This is a genomic window from Rhodomicrobium sp. Az07 (genome assembly GCF_018619475.1).
Classification (GTDB): Bacteria; Pseudomonadota; Alphaproteobacteria; order Rhizobiales; family Rhodomicrobiaceae; genus Rhodomicrobium.
The window spans coordinates 92,842-105,882 of the sequence record NZ_JAHFZG010000006.1 but is presented as its reverse complement, the minus strand read 5'-3'; the positions used below and the strand labels follow the sequence as shown (position 1 = coordinate 105,882).

Genomic DNA, 13,041 nt, shown 5'->3' with positions numbered 1-13,041 from the left:
GAAAAAACGGGGACGGCAATGAGCATAGGACATTTCTTTCGCGTGCTGTTCGCCGTCATCTTGTCCGGCGTCGTCGGCTGGATTTCGCTCGTCGCGCTGCATGCGGTGAAGCTTGTGAAGGAGGTCGAGCGGCTTCAGGCGACGGCGCCGGACGAAGCTTTTATCTTCGACGCGAACTTCGAAAACGCGATCCTCGCGCTTCAGGGCGGCGGGGCAGTGGTTCTGGCGGCCGCCATCGCGGGCGTGCTGCTCGGCGAAGTGCTGCGGTCTCGGTCGTTGCTGTTCTATGCGGGCGCGACGGGCGCGCTTTCGGCGGTGCTCGCGGGCGCGTTCTGGCGCGTGGATCTCTCCTCGCTCACCTCGCCGGTGTCGGCCGCGCTGGTGATGGCGGGTTGCGTCGCGGGCACAATCTATTGGCTGATCGCGGGTTATTCAGGTCCGGCGCGCTGAAGCGCCGCCGCCTGCCTCAACTGAGGCATGCTGGACCCAACCCTACTAAAATCGCATACAAACGACCGATTTTAACCTCAGCGTGGCCATATTGCCTCATTAAATGGGAGGCTGGGCAAGTTGAGGTAAGGGGCGTTTGTCATGGGCGACTCGTGGCGTAACATTCTGGAACGAGCGGCAACCAATCTCGCGGTGGATCACGATCCGTCCGCACCGCCGCCGCCTCGACCCGCGCCGCATCATTCGTCGTCATTGTCGCGGCCGGCGGCGCAGTCCTATCGATCTTTCGAGGAAAGCCGCGCCGCTCTGGAGCGCGAATTGGCCGTGCTCTCGGCGTCCATTCCAACAGCTTACGTCCAGACGATGCAGCCTCAGCGGCTGGAGACCGCGCCCAACGGAGAAAGCGGCGCGCCCGTTCGCCCCGTGTCGATCATCCGGCCTATCGCCGTAAAACCGCCGCAGGCCGAGTCGCGCCGGTCGAAGCGCAGCCGCGCCTGGAGAAACGTTGCGGCCGTTTCGATCTCGAGCGTTGTGGTGGCCGCGTCCGGCTATGTGCTTGTCGGCTATTTCAAAGGCGGCGAAATCGCGATGCCGGTCGTGCCGCGCGTCGAAAAGGCCTTTAACGTCGAAGTGCGTCCGGAAATCGCTATCGCGCCGCCGGAGACGATTCAGGCGAGTGTCGGCGAGTCGGCTGTGGAAGCCGAGCCGGAAGTGAACAGGGGCACCGAGGATGCCCTGATGGAGCGCGGCCTGAGCCAGCTCGCGCGTGGCGACGGCGCGGGCGGACGCGCGATTCTGGAAGTGCTGGCCCGATACGGCAGCGTGCGCGGCGCGCTCGCGCTCGCGGAAACCTACGATCCGGCGAACGTCAGGCACCGCCCGGATTGGGGCCTCGCGGCCGACGTCGAGCGTGCCCGCGAGTGGTATCGGAAGGCGGCCGATCTCGGCAGCGTCAACGCCTATCAGCGGTTGAAGGAACTCGACAGAACGAACCAGTCGAGCATGGCGCGGCGGTCTCACGCGGTTTAGAGCGCAATCTGATGAAGAGATTTACCGATCTGATTGCGATTCAATCAGATCGGAACGGGATCTACAGCCTCGTGCCGCAAATCAGACGCGGCACGAGGCTGTAGGTTTCTATTGCCGATCAGCGCAGGCTGATCTAGGCCGCGCCTGGGCCCTTCTTCTCGAAAGCGAACGAAATGGTGTAATCCTGCGGTGTCGTGCCTTCGCGAACGGGGATCGTCACATCCCGGACCAGAGCGAAGTACGAAATCGGGTTCTGCGTGCTAATGCTCACGGAGACGTTGAACGCCTCGGACTTGACCTTGTTCTTCGCCTTGTCGATCACTTGCATCTCGATGGACAGCGTTACGGCTCCCGGCTTGCCTTTCGGGCCGAGAAGCACACGGCCCGCGAGGCCGTATTTGACCTGCACGACACCCATCGTGGCCTGGCATTCGCGCGCAGTCTTCGTGATTTCGGCGCGATGGATCACAGCGGATGCATCGCCGATGCGGTTGATTTCATAGATCGTCACGTAGCGCTGGCCACCCTCGACCCGAAGGGGAGGGCATCCGGCCGCAGCCGCCATTTCCACCGGGCCGTCCGAATTCGTTCGAGCAGCCGTGATCATGCTGTCTTCGGTGATGATCGGGGTCCACGAAGGCTCTGCTTTTTTGCTTGCGAAGATGCCGCCATCGCCGACAGACGGCATTTGCGACAGCCCGCAGGCACTGACCGAAACGGCGATGCAACCGCAACCGAGCAGCCGCAACACTGCCGTTGAAGACACCTTCATTTGCCCCATCGTTCCTTCTTTACCAAAGAATTAAACACTTCCCTCAAAGCCCGCGACTTTGAGTAGCGTTGCTTTTTTATGGTTTGTCGCGCTCTTTATTGCTACAAGATGGCACCGGATTTCGAGCGCTCCGCGAGCCTAACGAGCCGGAGAGAGGGCCGCAAGCTTCGACGCTCCCCTTCCCTGCCAAATTTGACCTTTTTGCGGAGTTCCGCACCCCTTTTGCGAATCGCTCAGTTCTGGAGATGGGCCTGATGACGGAAAAACCACGCCTCGAAGTTCTCCTCGCCGCGCCCAGAGGGTTTTGCGCGGGTGTGGACCGCGCGATCCAGATCGTGGAAATGGCGATCGAGAAGTTCGGCGCTCCGGTCTATGTCCGTCATGAGATTGTCCACAATCGCACGGTCGTCGAGGGCCTCGAAGCCAAGGGCGCGGTCTTCGTGGAGGAGCTGAACGAGATTCCCAACACCGACGCTCCGGTCATTTTTTCCGCGCATGGCGTGCCGAAGTCGGTGCCCGTGGAGGCAGCGAAGCGGAAGTTCTTTTATCTCGACGCCACCTGCCCGCTCGTCTCGAAGGTGCATTTTGAGGCGGAGCGCCACCACAAGGCTGGCCTCGATATCATCCTCATCGGTCATTCGGGCCATCCGGAAGTGATCGGCACGCTCGGCCAGCTCCCCGAGGGGGCGGTGACCCTGATCGAGCAGGTGAAGGATGTGGAAAACTTCGAACCGCGCGATCCATCGAAGCTCGCCTATATCACCCAGACGACGCTTTCCATCGACGACACCGTCGAGATGATCTCCGCGCTCAAGGCCCGGTTCCCGCTCATTCAGGGGCCGGCGAAGGAAGACATCTGTTACGCCACGACGAACAGGCAGCGCGCGGTGAAGGCCATTGCCAGCAAGTGCGACGCCATTCTCGTCGTCGGCGCGCCCAACAGTTCCAATTCGAAGCGGCTCGTCGAAGTGGCGGTGCGCGCGGGCTGCCCGAAGGCGATGCTCGTGCAGAAGGCTTCGGAAATTCCGTGGGAGGATCTAGAAGGAATCGCGGTGCTCGGCCTGACCGCCGGTGCGTCCGCTCCCGAAGTGCTCGTCGACGAAATCATCGAAAAATTCAAGGCGCGCTACGACGTCACCGTCGAAATCGTTCGGACGGCAACCGAGGACGTCATTTTCAAGATTCCGCGCGCGCTCCAGCAGGCCGCTGCCCAGTGAGCGCAGCGCGACACGCGTGACATGGCTGTTTACACGGAAGTATCGGTCGAAGAACTCGACGCGTTGCTGAAAAAGTACGACATCGGACAAGTGACGGCCTTCAAGGGCATCGCCGAGGGCGTCGAAAACAGCAATTTCTATCTCGGGACGGACAAGGCCCAATATATCCTCACGCTCTATGAAAAGCGCGTGGCGGCGGGCGATCTGCCCTTTTTCCTCGGCCTGATGGAACATCTTGCGCGAAACGGCGTGAGTTGTCCCTTGCCGGTGCATGATCGCGAGGGGCGTATTCTACAGACGCTTGCCGGAAGGCCCGCCGCGTTCGTCACTTTCCTGCCGGGGTGTTCGCTCAACCGGCCGCGGCCGGTTCATTGCCAATCGCTCGGCGAAGCGCTCGCGCGCCTGCATCTGGCCGGGCGCGATTTCACGCTTGGCCGCGACAATGCCTTGTCGGTGGCGGGATGGCAGGAGCTTTTCACGAGCATCGAAGGGCTTGCGGACAGACTCGTCCCGAAGATTTCCACCTCGCTCACCCGCCATCTCGGCGACATCGCCGCCCATTGGCCAAGCGACCTCCCGCGAGGCGTCATCCACGCAGACCTGTTTCCCGACAACGTGTTTTTCCTCGATGACCGCGTTTCGGGCCTGATCGACTTCTATTTCGCATGCAACGACCTGTTCGCCTACGATCTTGCGATCTCTATGAACGCGTGGTGTTTCGAGCTGAACGGCGCGTTCAATGTGACGAAGGCGCGCGCGTTGTTCGCCGGCTATAATTCGGTGCGCGCGCTGGATGAGGCCGAGGTGGCCGCGCTGCCGCTGCTGGCGAGAGGGGCAGCGATCCGCTTTTTCCTCACCCGCGCTTATGACTGGTTCAACACGCCCGACACCGCCTTCGTGAAACGGAAAGACCCGATGGAATATTGGCGCAAGCTCACCTTCCACGACGGCGTGAAGCAGGCGAGCGCTTATGGCCTCTGAGGCCGAAGGCCCCCGCGAGGGCGCTGTCGTCGTCTACACGGACGGCGGCTGCCACGGAAACCCCGGCCCCGGCGGCTGGGGCGCGGTGCTGATTTACAAGGGCCGCGAGAAGGATCTGTGGGGCGGCGAGCCGCTCACCACCAACAACCGCATGGAACTCATGGGCGCGATCAGGGCGCTCGAAGAGCTGACGCGCCCCTGCGAGGTCGATCTGTTCACCGACTCGCAATATGTGCGCAACGGTATCACGCAATGGATCGGCGGCTGGAAGGCGAACGGCTGGAAGACCGCCGCCCGCAAGCCCGTCAAGAACGCCGAACTCTGGCAGCGCCTCGACGCGGCGCGACAGGGTCATGACGTGCGCTGGCACTGGGTTAAGGGGCATGCGGGCAACGCGCTGAACGAGCGCGCCGACAAGCTTACGCAGAAGGCCATCGCCGAGCAGAAAGACATCAGCTCCTCGAACACGTGATGCATCAGCGTTTACTAGAGGCGGCTTCTCGCGCTTTCCGTCTACCTTCCTCGAAGCGAATCTTAAATTCTGCGCTCATCTCCTTGGTTGTCAGCTTGCAATCCTTCACAAAATACATCTTCGACGTATAGCCGAGTGCATATGAAAGGCCTCCGCAAAGCACCCCATCTAGCGCCATCCCAACCGCTGTTGCGGTACCTGCGGTGGCTATACCCGCAACTTTTACTATTTCCAAAAAAAGCTTCATTCCGAGCACGCCCATGGCCCAGACCATGCCCGCAGCCATAAAAATCTGCTTTATAAGTGATCCTGCTTGCTCTCTCGACAGAGTATAGCCATAAATATGGCCAAGGCTAATTATCATTGTTGTATTTGCCGCGATAAATGTTAGTATGTTAATCCCAACAGGAGCAACTCCAAGGCCAGCGTTTACTATTGTATTCGCCCAAATGATAGCCTCTGCCTTCGGTTCCAATTCCTTTATAACTGCTTTTGTTTCCTCAATGCTGTCCATCTTATCACGTAGATTTTCAAGACCTTTTTGTAAGTCTCTCGAAAATTGATGATCCGACATATCCCCACCTTAGATGGTTTAACCCACATTATTAATTCGCGGTATAATTGCCAAGCAGTACTGTTGTTTTAAACGGGGCCGATCCCTGAGCCGCCGCAAACTGAGCACTTCTTGTTTTTCCTTTCGGAAAACGACCAAACTACACCAGTGCCGTAACAGTTATAGCAGGATCCTGCGGCACCAAAAGAAACCTCTCGAGGGCTAACTGAAAAATCATGGCCGGACGCGTCATGGTTATTATCTAAACTAATTCCCGCATTGGGGGTAGGCAACCGATCTAGTTGAGAGATCAGCATATTTAGTTGGTCTATTGTAAATGTCGTCTCGTTGATTCCTAACGCGTTAAGTGCTTCAATAAGGTCGGGGAAACCATGCACTTCCGATATTTCTAACTCAGCCCCCTCTCCCCGCAAGGCGTCAAAGATTTTTTGAACGATGTCCTCCATCCCGCCCCTCACTAGTAATCGATCCAGTCTATATAAAGACAATTATAGCATTTATATAAATACTTGCAATGCGATTCCGTTGATGAAGCATGCATACATTGTCGCTCTTCGGTGCCGATCTTCAGAGCCCCCTGCTTCCAAAATCGATCGCAACGATGCGCCGCTAAAGCTCCGCCAGAAGCTTCTCCGCGCTCGACGCCTCCGCGACGGACGGGTTTTCCTCGACGTGAAGCGCTTTCACCGCGCCGTCTTCGAGCAACATCGCATAACGCTTCGAGCGAAGGCCGAGGCCGAACGCGCCCGCGTCGAGATCGAGCCCGATCGCCTTGGCGAAATCGCCGCTGCCATCCGCAAGAAACACGATCCTGTCCGCGGCTCCGGTGGATTTCGCCCAAGCGTCCAGAACGAACACGTCGTTGACGGCGGTGCACGCCACCACTTCGACGCCCTTCGCGGCGAAGTCGTCCGCGTGCTCGACGAAGCCGGGCAGGTGCGCGAGGCTGCATGTCGGTGTGAACGCGCCGGGAACCGCGAAGAGCACGGCTTTCTTGCCGCCGAAAAGCTCGTCCGTGGTAATTTCGGCCGGGCCGCTCGCGGTCATGATCGTGAATTTCGCATGGGGAAGATGGGCGCCGGGTGCGATTGCCATGGTTCTCTCCTCTGTGCCGCCGTGCCTGCGGATCCGGGGACCGCGTTTCATCCGAACACGACCTCTTGCTCGCCACTTATGAAGCGACCCATTTTCCGACAATCCGGCAGGAGGCGCTTCACGATGACTTGAACGCGGAGCGGGCGGAAAAAAGGGTGCCGTCTTTCGGCGAGCGGTGGGCGGAAGCCTCGCTTTGGTCCAAAAGATGTTGCCGCTTACCGATGAGGCTCATAATTTCGCGCCGATATCGGTGCGAGAACCGAACCGGACGCGCCATCGGAAAGTGCGCGATTTTCTTTTGGGGGAAGGCGATTGGCGCGGCGATATCTCGTTTCGTTCGTCCTTTGCGGGGCGCTTCTGGCGTTCTCGCCGGAGGCTAGCCGCGCCGCCGACGATCTGATCAGCAACTTCTTCGGATCGGGCGACGCCGAGAAGGCTGGCGCACAGTCCCCGTCGGGACCGCCCGCGACGAGGGCTCGCGCCTCCAGGCCCGTCAACAAGGGCATCAAGAATCGCATCAATCCCAGGCGGCGCTCCGGCAAGAAGGGGTCCGCCGAGGCGAAGCTCGACATCGAGCAGGCTCGGGAGCTTTATATCCGGCGCAAGATGCGCCTCGAAGAGATCAAGGCGCGTCAGGGCGAATTAGCGAGAGACAGGCGCACGCTGGCAAACAACCGCGCGCGGCTTCAGTCGCGGCTCGTCGAGACGGCGCGCTCGCTGAGGCAGTCCGAGAAGCGCCTTTCGCAACTTGAGGTGCGGCTCGCCGAAACGCGCGAAAAGATGAAGGAAGAGCGGGCGAAGCTTGACGCCAAAAGCGAGCAGCTTTCGGCGCTCTTCGCTCTCATGCAGGGGCTTTCGCGCCAGCCGCCGCCGCTTCTCATCACGCACACGCGCGACGCGCTGAAGATGATCCGCAGCGGCATGGTTCTGGCGACGTTTTATGCAGACGTCGAAAAACTCGCCACACAGTTAACCGCCGATGTCGACGCGCTGGAGGCGATCGAGAAAGACGCCGCGCTTCAGGAGCAACGCCGCAGGATCGAACAGGCGCAGAACATCAGGATCAAGGCGCAACTCGATCTTCTTCTCAGCGAAAACAGGGAGCAGATCCAGGCGACCGCCGCCACGCTGGAAAGGCTTCGCAGCGCGACGAAGATCAATATGGCGGGCATCCGGAGCCTTGAGGAGATGCTTCCCGCCATCAGCGCCGCGGCGAGCAAGGCCGAAGCCGACAGCAAGGGAAGCGAATTCAAGCCCGACGCGACGCGGGTTGCGCTTCAGGCGGGCCGCATGAAACCGTCCATACCCTTCGCTGCGGCGCAAGGTCTCTTGCCGATGCCGGTGCAGGGAAAAGCACTTGTCAACTTTGGGCAAACAACCGAAGATGGTAGCCCGTCGAAGGGCATTCACTTGGAGTCGCGTGCTGGAGCGCGGGTTGTTTCGCCCTGCGACGGTCAGGTTTTGTTCGCCGGCCCGTTCCACTCCTATGGTCAACTCTTGATTATCGATCCCGGTGGGGGCTATCATGTTGTAATAGCAGGCATGGAGCGGATTGAGGTCGAGCAGGGTCAATTCGTTCTCGCCGGTGAGCCCTTGGCAGCGATGGGTTCCGAGACCCGCGCTGACGGAGCGACGCCTCAACGCCCGTCACTCTACGTGGAATTTCGTAGAGAGCAGCAGTCTGTCGATCCCGCACCGTGGTGGTCTGCGGGAGGAAAAGGTTGATTATACAATGCGCAAATCCGAACTCGCGCTCGGTACCCTTCTTGTTGCGCTGGTTTGCACGGCCAGCTTTTTCATTTTGCAATCCACGCGCCGGGATCAGGCGATTGCTGCGAACGCGGAAATTTACCGGCAGCTTGACCTTTTCGGAGAGGTGCTCGAGCGCGTCCGCGCGGAGTACGTGGAAAAGCCGAACGACACAAAGCTGATCGAAAACGCGATCAACGGCATGTTGCAGGGGCTCGATCCGCATTCGAGTTATCTCACGCCGAAAGACTTTCAGGACATGCAGGTGCAGACCCGCGGCGAGTTCGGCGGGCTCGGCATCGAGGTCACGATGGAAGACGGCGTCGTGAAAGTGATTTCGCCCATCGACAACACGCCGGCGGATCGCGCGGGTGTTATGTCGGGCGACTACATAACCCACCTCGACGGCGAGTCCATTCAGGGGCTTTCGTTGAACGAAGCGGTGGAGAAGATGCGCGGGCCGGTGGATTCGCCGATCATGCTGACCATCATGCGCAAGGGTGCGAACGCTCCGATCCAGACGCGGGTCGTGCGTGACATCGTGCGCATCAACCCGGTGAAATATAGCGCCGAAGGCGATGTCGGCTGGATCAAGGTCAAGACGTTCCAGAGCGAGCACACCTACGAATACATGAAGCAGGGCATCGAGGATCTGAAGAAGACGATCGGTCCGAAGCTCAAGGGCTTCGTCCTCGATCTCCGCAACAACCCAGGCGGTCTTCTCGATCAGGCCATCGCAGTTTCCGACGCGTTTCTCGACAAGGGCGCGATCGTGCTGACGAAGGGCCGCAACGCCAGCGAGTCGAGCCGCGCGAGCGCGAAGAACGGCGATCTAACCGATGGCAAGCCCGTGGTCATTCTGATCAATGGCGGTTCGGCCTCGGCTTCGGAAATCGTGGCGGGCGCCTTGCAGGATCACAAGCGCGCCGAAGTCATCGGCACACGCTCGTTCGGCAAAGGCTCGGTCCAGACCATGATCCCGCTCGGGGCGAATGGCGGCTTGCGTCTCACGACCGCCCGCTACTACACGCCATCCGGGCGTTCGATTCAGGCCACGGGCATTTCGCCGAATTATCTGGTGGAGCCCGAGCTTCCCGACGATCTCAAGCAGCAGATGGCGTCCTTCACGCCGAAGGGCGAAGCGAGCCTTCGCGGGCATCTGAAGAACGAGGGCGCCCAGGAGGCTTCCGGCAGTATCTCCTATGTTCCGAAGGAGAAGGAAAAGGATGTGCAGTTGAAGGCCGCTATCGACTATCTGCACGGCAAGAAGATCGAGGTGGCGAAGAAGGTCGAAAACGCAGCCGCTCCGGCGGCCGCCGTGGCTGCGCAAGTTCCGAATTAAACTTCCGCAGTTGTGATCGCGATCCTATAGTGAAAGGGTTCATGCGAGAGCGTGAGCCTTTTTGCTTTTTGTCAAAGCACAGGGATGCTCCATGAAAACGCTTTTGATCGTCGCCGGGCTGTTCTTTGCGTTCTTCGGAGGTGCAATCGCGTGGTTCGCCTCGTCCGATCCCGGGCATGAATACGATCTCAGTCTGGTGATTCCGATCGACACGCGTCACATGCCTCGCCCGGTCACTCTGCCAAAGGTCGAGGCCGTATCGCCCGAGGGAGCCGACTCCGAGCCTGCGGCGGATGGGCGCGCTGAAGCTGGAACCGCGCCGGCTCTGCCGGACCGTCCTCCCGTTCAACTCGATTACTCGTCCGGCGCGGCATCGGAAGCGCCGCGATAGAAGCGCCGATCCCGAAGGCTTCAGCCAACCCCGAGAGACGGCAACGTTGGCGCGCTAGAAGCGCATCGACAGAAGTAAACCGCCTTGCACTGGAGAACGCCGCTATTCGCGGTTCAAAAGCGACGAAGCCCCTCGCAGCATCATAAGGAAAAAAACCGCGATGCTCATACAACAATCCATTCTCCCTTATCGGCTCTGTGCCGGGATCGTGCTTCTGAACGCGGAACGGCGCGTCTGGATCGGTCACCGCACGAAGGACTTCGCTTCGGGTGAGGCGAATCGGCGCTGGCAGATGCCGCAGGGGGGGATCGACAAGGGCGAAGACCCGAGGGCGGCGGCGTTGCGCGAACTGTATGAGGAAACGGGCGTGACGAGCGTCTCGATCCTCGCGGAATCGCGGGACTGGATCTATTACGACCTGCCGCCCGATTCTGTCGGCAAGGCCCTCAAGGGTAAGTATCGGGGACAGCAGCAGAAATGGTACGCGATGCAGTTCACGGGCCACGACTCCGAGATGAACCTCAAGCTCGACGGCCACAAGCCGGAGTTCGATTCCTGGCGGTGGGCCACGCCCGCCGAAGTCGTGGATGAGATCGTGGGCTTCAAGCGTGCGGCCTACGAAGCGGTTTTCGCTGAATTTGCTGAACTTCTCGGTCCATGAAGAACGATCTTTCGCAAAGGCGAAAAACGATCATTCAATTCGCTGCACCGGGTTGCAATGCGTGAAGGGTCTATGCTAGAAGCGCCTCAGGCATAAGCCGGGCTTCAAATCCGGACATTTAAATCACCGATTTCAGGGCATGCATCGACGCTCATCGCGTACGGCTGCTCTTTGACTGTTGGAGAGCACGTCTTGGCGCGGACCATCGCAGGATCGACGGTAGCTGAACGTTACGCTGGAGCGCTTTTTGATCTCGCCCGCGCGGATAACGCGATCGGCAGCGTCGAAGCTTCGCTCGAAATCTTCCAGAAAATGCTGCGCGAAAGCGACGATCTTCGTCGCCTCGTGCTGAACCCGACGTTCTCTATCGCCGAGCAGGAAAAAGGACTCTCGTCCGTGCTCAAGGCGGCGGGGATCGACGGGCTCGCGCGCGATTTCCTTATCGTTCTCGCGAAGAACCGGCGGCTCTTCGCTGCCGAGAGCGTGATCGCGGCTTTTCGCTCACGTGCTGCCAATGAACGTGGCGAGGTCGAGGCCGAAGTCATTTCGGCCGTGCCGTTGAGCGAAGCCCAGACGCAGGATCTGGTCGACACGCTTCGGCAGAAGCTCGGCAAGACGCCGAAACTTGCGGCGATCGTCGATTCGAAGCTGCTGGGCGGCCTTGTGGTCCGCGTCGGCAGCCGGATGATCGACACGTCCCTGCGTACAAAATTGAAAAACCTCGAAAAGGCGATGAAAGAGGCCAGCTGATGGAGCTAACGGAAATCCGCCCGTCCGAGATTTCTTCGATCCTGAAGGATCAGATCAAGAATTTCGGTCAGGAAGCAGAAGTCTCCGAGATTGGGCAAGTGCTCTCCGTGGGCGATGGTATCGCTCGCGTTTACGGTCTCGATAACGTCCAAGCCGGCGAAATGGTCGAGTTTCCGGGCGGCGTCCGCGGGATGGCGCTGAACCTCGAAGCCGACAACGTCGGTGTCGTTATCTTCGGCCTGGACACGAACATCAAGGAAGGCGACACCGTCAAGCGTACGGGCGCCATCGTGGAAACGCCGGTCGGCAAGGGGCTGCTCGGCCGTGTGGTCGACGGTCTCGGCAACCCGATCGACGGCAAGGGTCCGATCCAGCACACCGAGAAGCGTCGCGTTGACGTCAAGGCGCCCGGCATTCTTCCGCGCGAGAGCGTGAAAGAGCCGATGCAGACGGGCATCAAGGCCATCGACGCGCTGATCCCGATCGGCCGCGGCCAGCGCGAGCTGATCATCGGCGACCGCCAGACCGGCAAGACCGCTGTCGCGCTCGACGCGATCCTCAACCAGAAGTCCGTGAATGCAACGGGCGACGAGAGCAAGAAGCTGTACTGCATCTATGTCGCGGTCGGCCAGAAGCGCTCGACGGTTGCGCAGTTCGTGAAGGTGCTGGAAGAGCAGGGCGCGCTGGAATATTCCATCGTCGTCGCCGCTACCGCCTCGGACCCCGCGCCGATGCAGTTCATCGCGCCTTACACGGGCTGCACGATGGGCGAATATTTCCGCGACAACGGCATGCATGCGCTCATCATCTATGATGATCTGTCGAAGCAGGCCGTGGCTTACCGCCAGATGTCGCTGCTGCTCCGCCGTCCGCCCGGACGCGAAGCCTATCCCGGCGACGTGTTCTATCTGCATTCCCGCCTTCTGGAACGCGCAGCGAAGCTCAACAAGGACCACGGCTCGGGTTCGCTGACCGCTCTTCCGGTCGTCGAGACGCAGGCGAACGACGTGTCCGCCTATATCCCGACCAACGTGATCTCGATCACCGACGGCCAGATCTTCCTTGAGACGGATCTGTTCTACCAGGGCATTCGCCCGGCGGTGAACGTCGGTATCTCGGTCTCCCGCGTGGGTTCGTCCGCGCAGATCAAGGCCATGAAGCAGGTTGCGGGCGCCATCAAGGGCGAGCTTGCGCAGTACCGCGAAATGGCCGCGTTCGCGCAGTTCGGCTCCGACCTCGACGCCGCGACGCAGCGGCTTCTGGCTCGCGGCTCACGCCTCACCGAGCTTCTGAAGCAGCCGCAATTCTCGCCGCTCAAGGTGGAAGAGCAGGTTGTGGTGATCTATGCCGGCACGCGCGGCTTTCTCGATCCGATCCCGGTTTCGTCGGTCGGCGAGTTCGAGCGCGAGTTCCTGACGCTGCTCCGCAACGAGCACAAGGATCTGCTGGACACGATCCGCGAATCGAAAGCGCTTTCGCCGGATTCAGAGCAGAAGCTGAAGGACATTCTTACCGATTTCTCGAAGCGCTTCTCGGCGTAATCGGGTTTAGCGGAGAC

Annotated in this window: 15 protein-coding genes; 11 read left to right on the top strand and 4 right to left on the bottom strand. The window is 60.1% G+C overall.

All coding sequences use genetic code 11. From position 1 onward, the window contains the following. Positions 1 to 18 precede the first annotated feature (18 nt). Positions 19 to 450, top strand: coding sequence for a hypothetical protein (locus KKP04_RS06370; RefSeq protein WP_215028153.1), 432 nt, complete (start codon positions 19 to 21; stop codon positions 448 to 450). A gap of 141 nt (positions 451 to 591) precedes the next feature. After that, positions 592 to 1,479, top strand: a complete 888-nt coding sequence (locus KKP04_RS06365; protein WP_215028150.1) for a hypothetical protein — start codon at positions 592 to 594, stop codon at positions 1,477 to 1,479. 133 nt (positions 1,480 to 1,612) lie between these two features. Here the strand turns inward: KKP04_RS06365 and KKP04_RS06360 are convergent, their stop codons facing one another. Further along, positions 1,613 to 2,251 carry a hypothetical protein gene (locus tag KKP04_RS06360; protein WP_215028148.1) on the bottom strand — a complete coding sequence of 213 codons (639 nt, stop codon included), beginning with the start codon at positions 2,249 to 2,251 and terminating at the stop codon, positions 1,613 to 1,615. 254 nt (positions 2,252 to 2,505) lie between these two features. Here KKP04_RS06360 and ispH point away from each other — a divergent pair, with 254 nt between their 5' ends. From ispH to rnhA, 3 genes are read left to right on the top strand one after another with little or no spacing between them, the layout of a single operon-like run. Then, positions 2,506 to 3,468, top strand: a complete 963-nt coding sequence (ispH, locus tag KKP04_RS06355) for a 4-hydroxy-3-methylbut-2-enyl diphosphate reductase (RefSeq protein ID WP_215028146.1) — start codon at positions 2,506 to 2,508, stop codon at positions 3,466 to 3,468. 21 nt (positions 3,469 to 3,489) lie between these two features. Continuing rightward, positions 3,490 to 4,449 carry a homoserine kinase gene (locus KKP04_RS06350; RefSeq protein ID WP_215028144.1) on the top strand — a complete coding sequence of 320 codons (960 nt, stop codon included), beginning with the start codon at positions 3,490 to 3,492 and terminating at the stop codon, positions 4,447 to 4,449. Further along, positions 4,439 to 4,921: a ribonuclease HI gene (gene rnhA, locus KKP04_RS06345; RefSeq protein ID WP_215028142.1), complete on the top strand. Its 483-nt coding sequence runs from the start codon at positions 4,439 to 4,441 to the stop codon at positions 4,919 to 4,921. The genes KKP04_RS06350 and rnhA overlap by 11 nt, the downstream gene beginning before the upstream one ends. A 4-nt stretch (positions 4,922 to 4,925) precedes the next feature. On the opposite strand, the gene KKP04_RS06340 is transcribed toward rnhA, so the two are convergent. The 3 genes from KKP04_RS06340 to KKP04_RS06330 form a co-directional block, all read right to left on the bottom strand. Further along, entirely contained in the window at positions 4,926 to 5,495 is a 570-nt protein-coding gene (locus KKP04_RS06340) for a YcjF family protein (protein ID WP_215028140.1), read from the bottom strand. A gap of 68 nt (positions 5,496 to 5,563) precedes the next feature. Then, complete coding sequence (locus KKP04_RS06335; protein ID WP_215028138.1) at positions 5,564 to 5,941, bottom strand: hypothetical protein; 378 nt, start codon at positions 5,939 to 5,941, stop codon at positions 5,564 to 5,566. Between the two features lie 163 nt (positions 5,942 to 6,104). After that, positions 6,105 to 6,590, bottom strand: coding sequence for a peroxiredoxin (locus KKP04_RS06330; protein WP_215028136.1), 486 nt, complete (start codon positions 6,588 to 6,590; stop codon positions 6,105 to 6,107). A gap of 312 nt (positions 6,591 to 6,902) precedes the next feature. Between KKP04_RS06330 and KKP04_RS06325 the strand changes: the two genes are divergently transcribed. The 6 genes from KKP04_RS06325 to atpA all read left to right on the top strand — a co-directional run bounded on the left by KKP04_RS06325 (position 6,903) and on the right by atpA (position 13,024). Beyond that, on the top strand, positions 6,903 to 8,315 hold the full coding sequence (locus KKP04_RS06325) for a murein hydrolase activator EnvC (RefSeq protein ID WP_215028134.1): 1,413 nt from the start codon (positions 6,903 to 6,905) through the stop codon (positions 8,313 to 8,315). 7 nt (positions 8,316 to 8,322) lie between these two features. Beyond that, complete coding sequence (locus KKP04_RS06320; RefSeq protein WP_215028132.1) at positions 8,323 to 9,681, top strand: S41 family peptidase; 1,359 nt, start codon at positions 8,323 to 8,325, stop codon at positions 9,679 to 9,681. A 91-nt stretch (positions 9,682 to 9,772) separates the two neighbouring features. Beyond that, positions 9,773 to 10,072, top strand: coding sequence for a hypothetical protein (locus KKP04_RS06315; protein WP_215028124.1), 300 nt, complete (start codon positions 9,773 to 9,775; stop codon positions 10,070 to 10,072). Positions 10,073 to 10,232: 160 nt separating this feature from the next. Further along, entirely contained in the window at positions 10,233 to 10,733 is a 501-nt protein-coding gene (locus KKP04_RS06310) for an RNA pyrophosphohydrolase (RefSeq protein WP_215028122.1), read from the top strand. Between the two features lie 192 nt (positions 10,734 to 10,925). Then, on the top strand, positions 10,926 to 11,483 hold the full coding sequence (locus KKP04_RS06305) for a F0F1 ATP synthase subunit delta (protein ID WP_215028120.1): 558 nt from the start codon (positions 10,926 to 10,928) through the stop codon (positions 11,481 to 11,483). Beyond that, positions 11,483 to 13,024, top strand: a complete 1,542-nt coding sequence (gene atpA / locus KKP04_RS06300) for a F0F1 ATP synthase subunit alpha (RefSeq protein WP_215028118.1) — start codon at positions 11,483 to 11,485, stop codon at positions 13,022 to 13,024. The genes KKP04_RS06305 and atpA overlap by 1 nt, the downstream gene beginning before the upstream one ends. Positions 13,025 to 13,041: the final 17 nt, after the last annotated feature.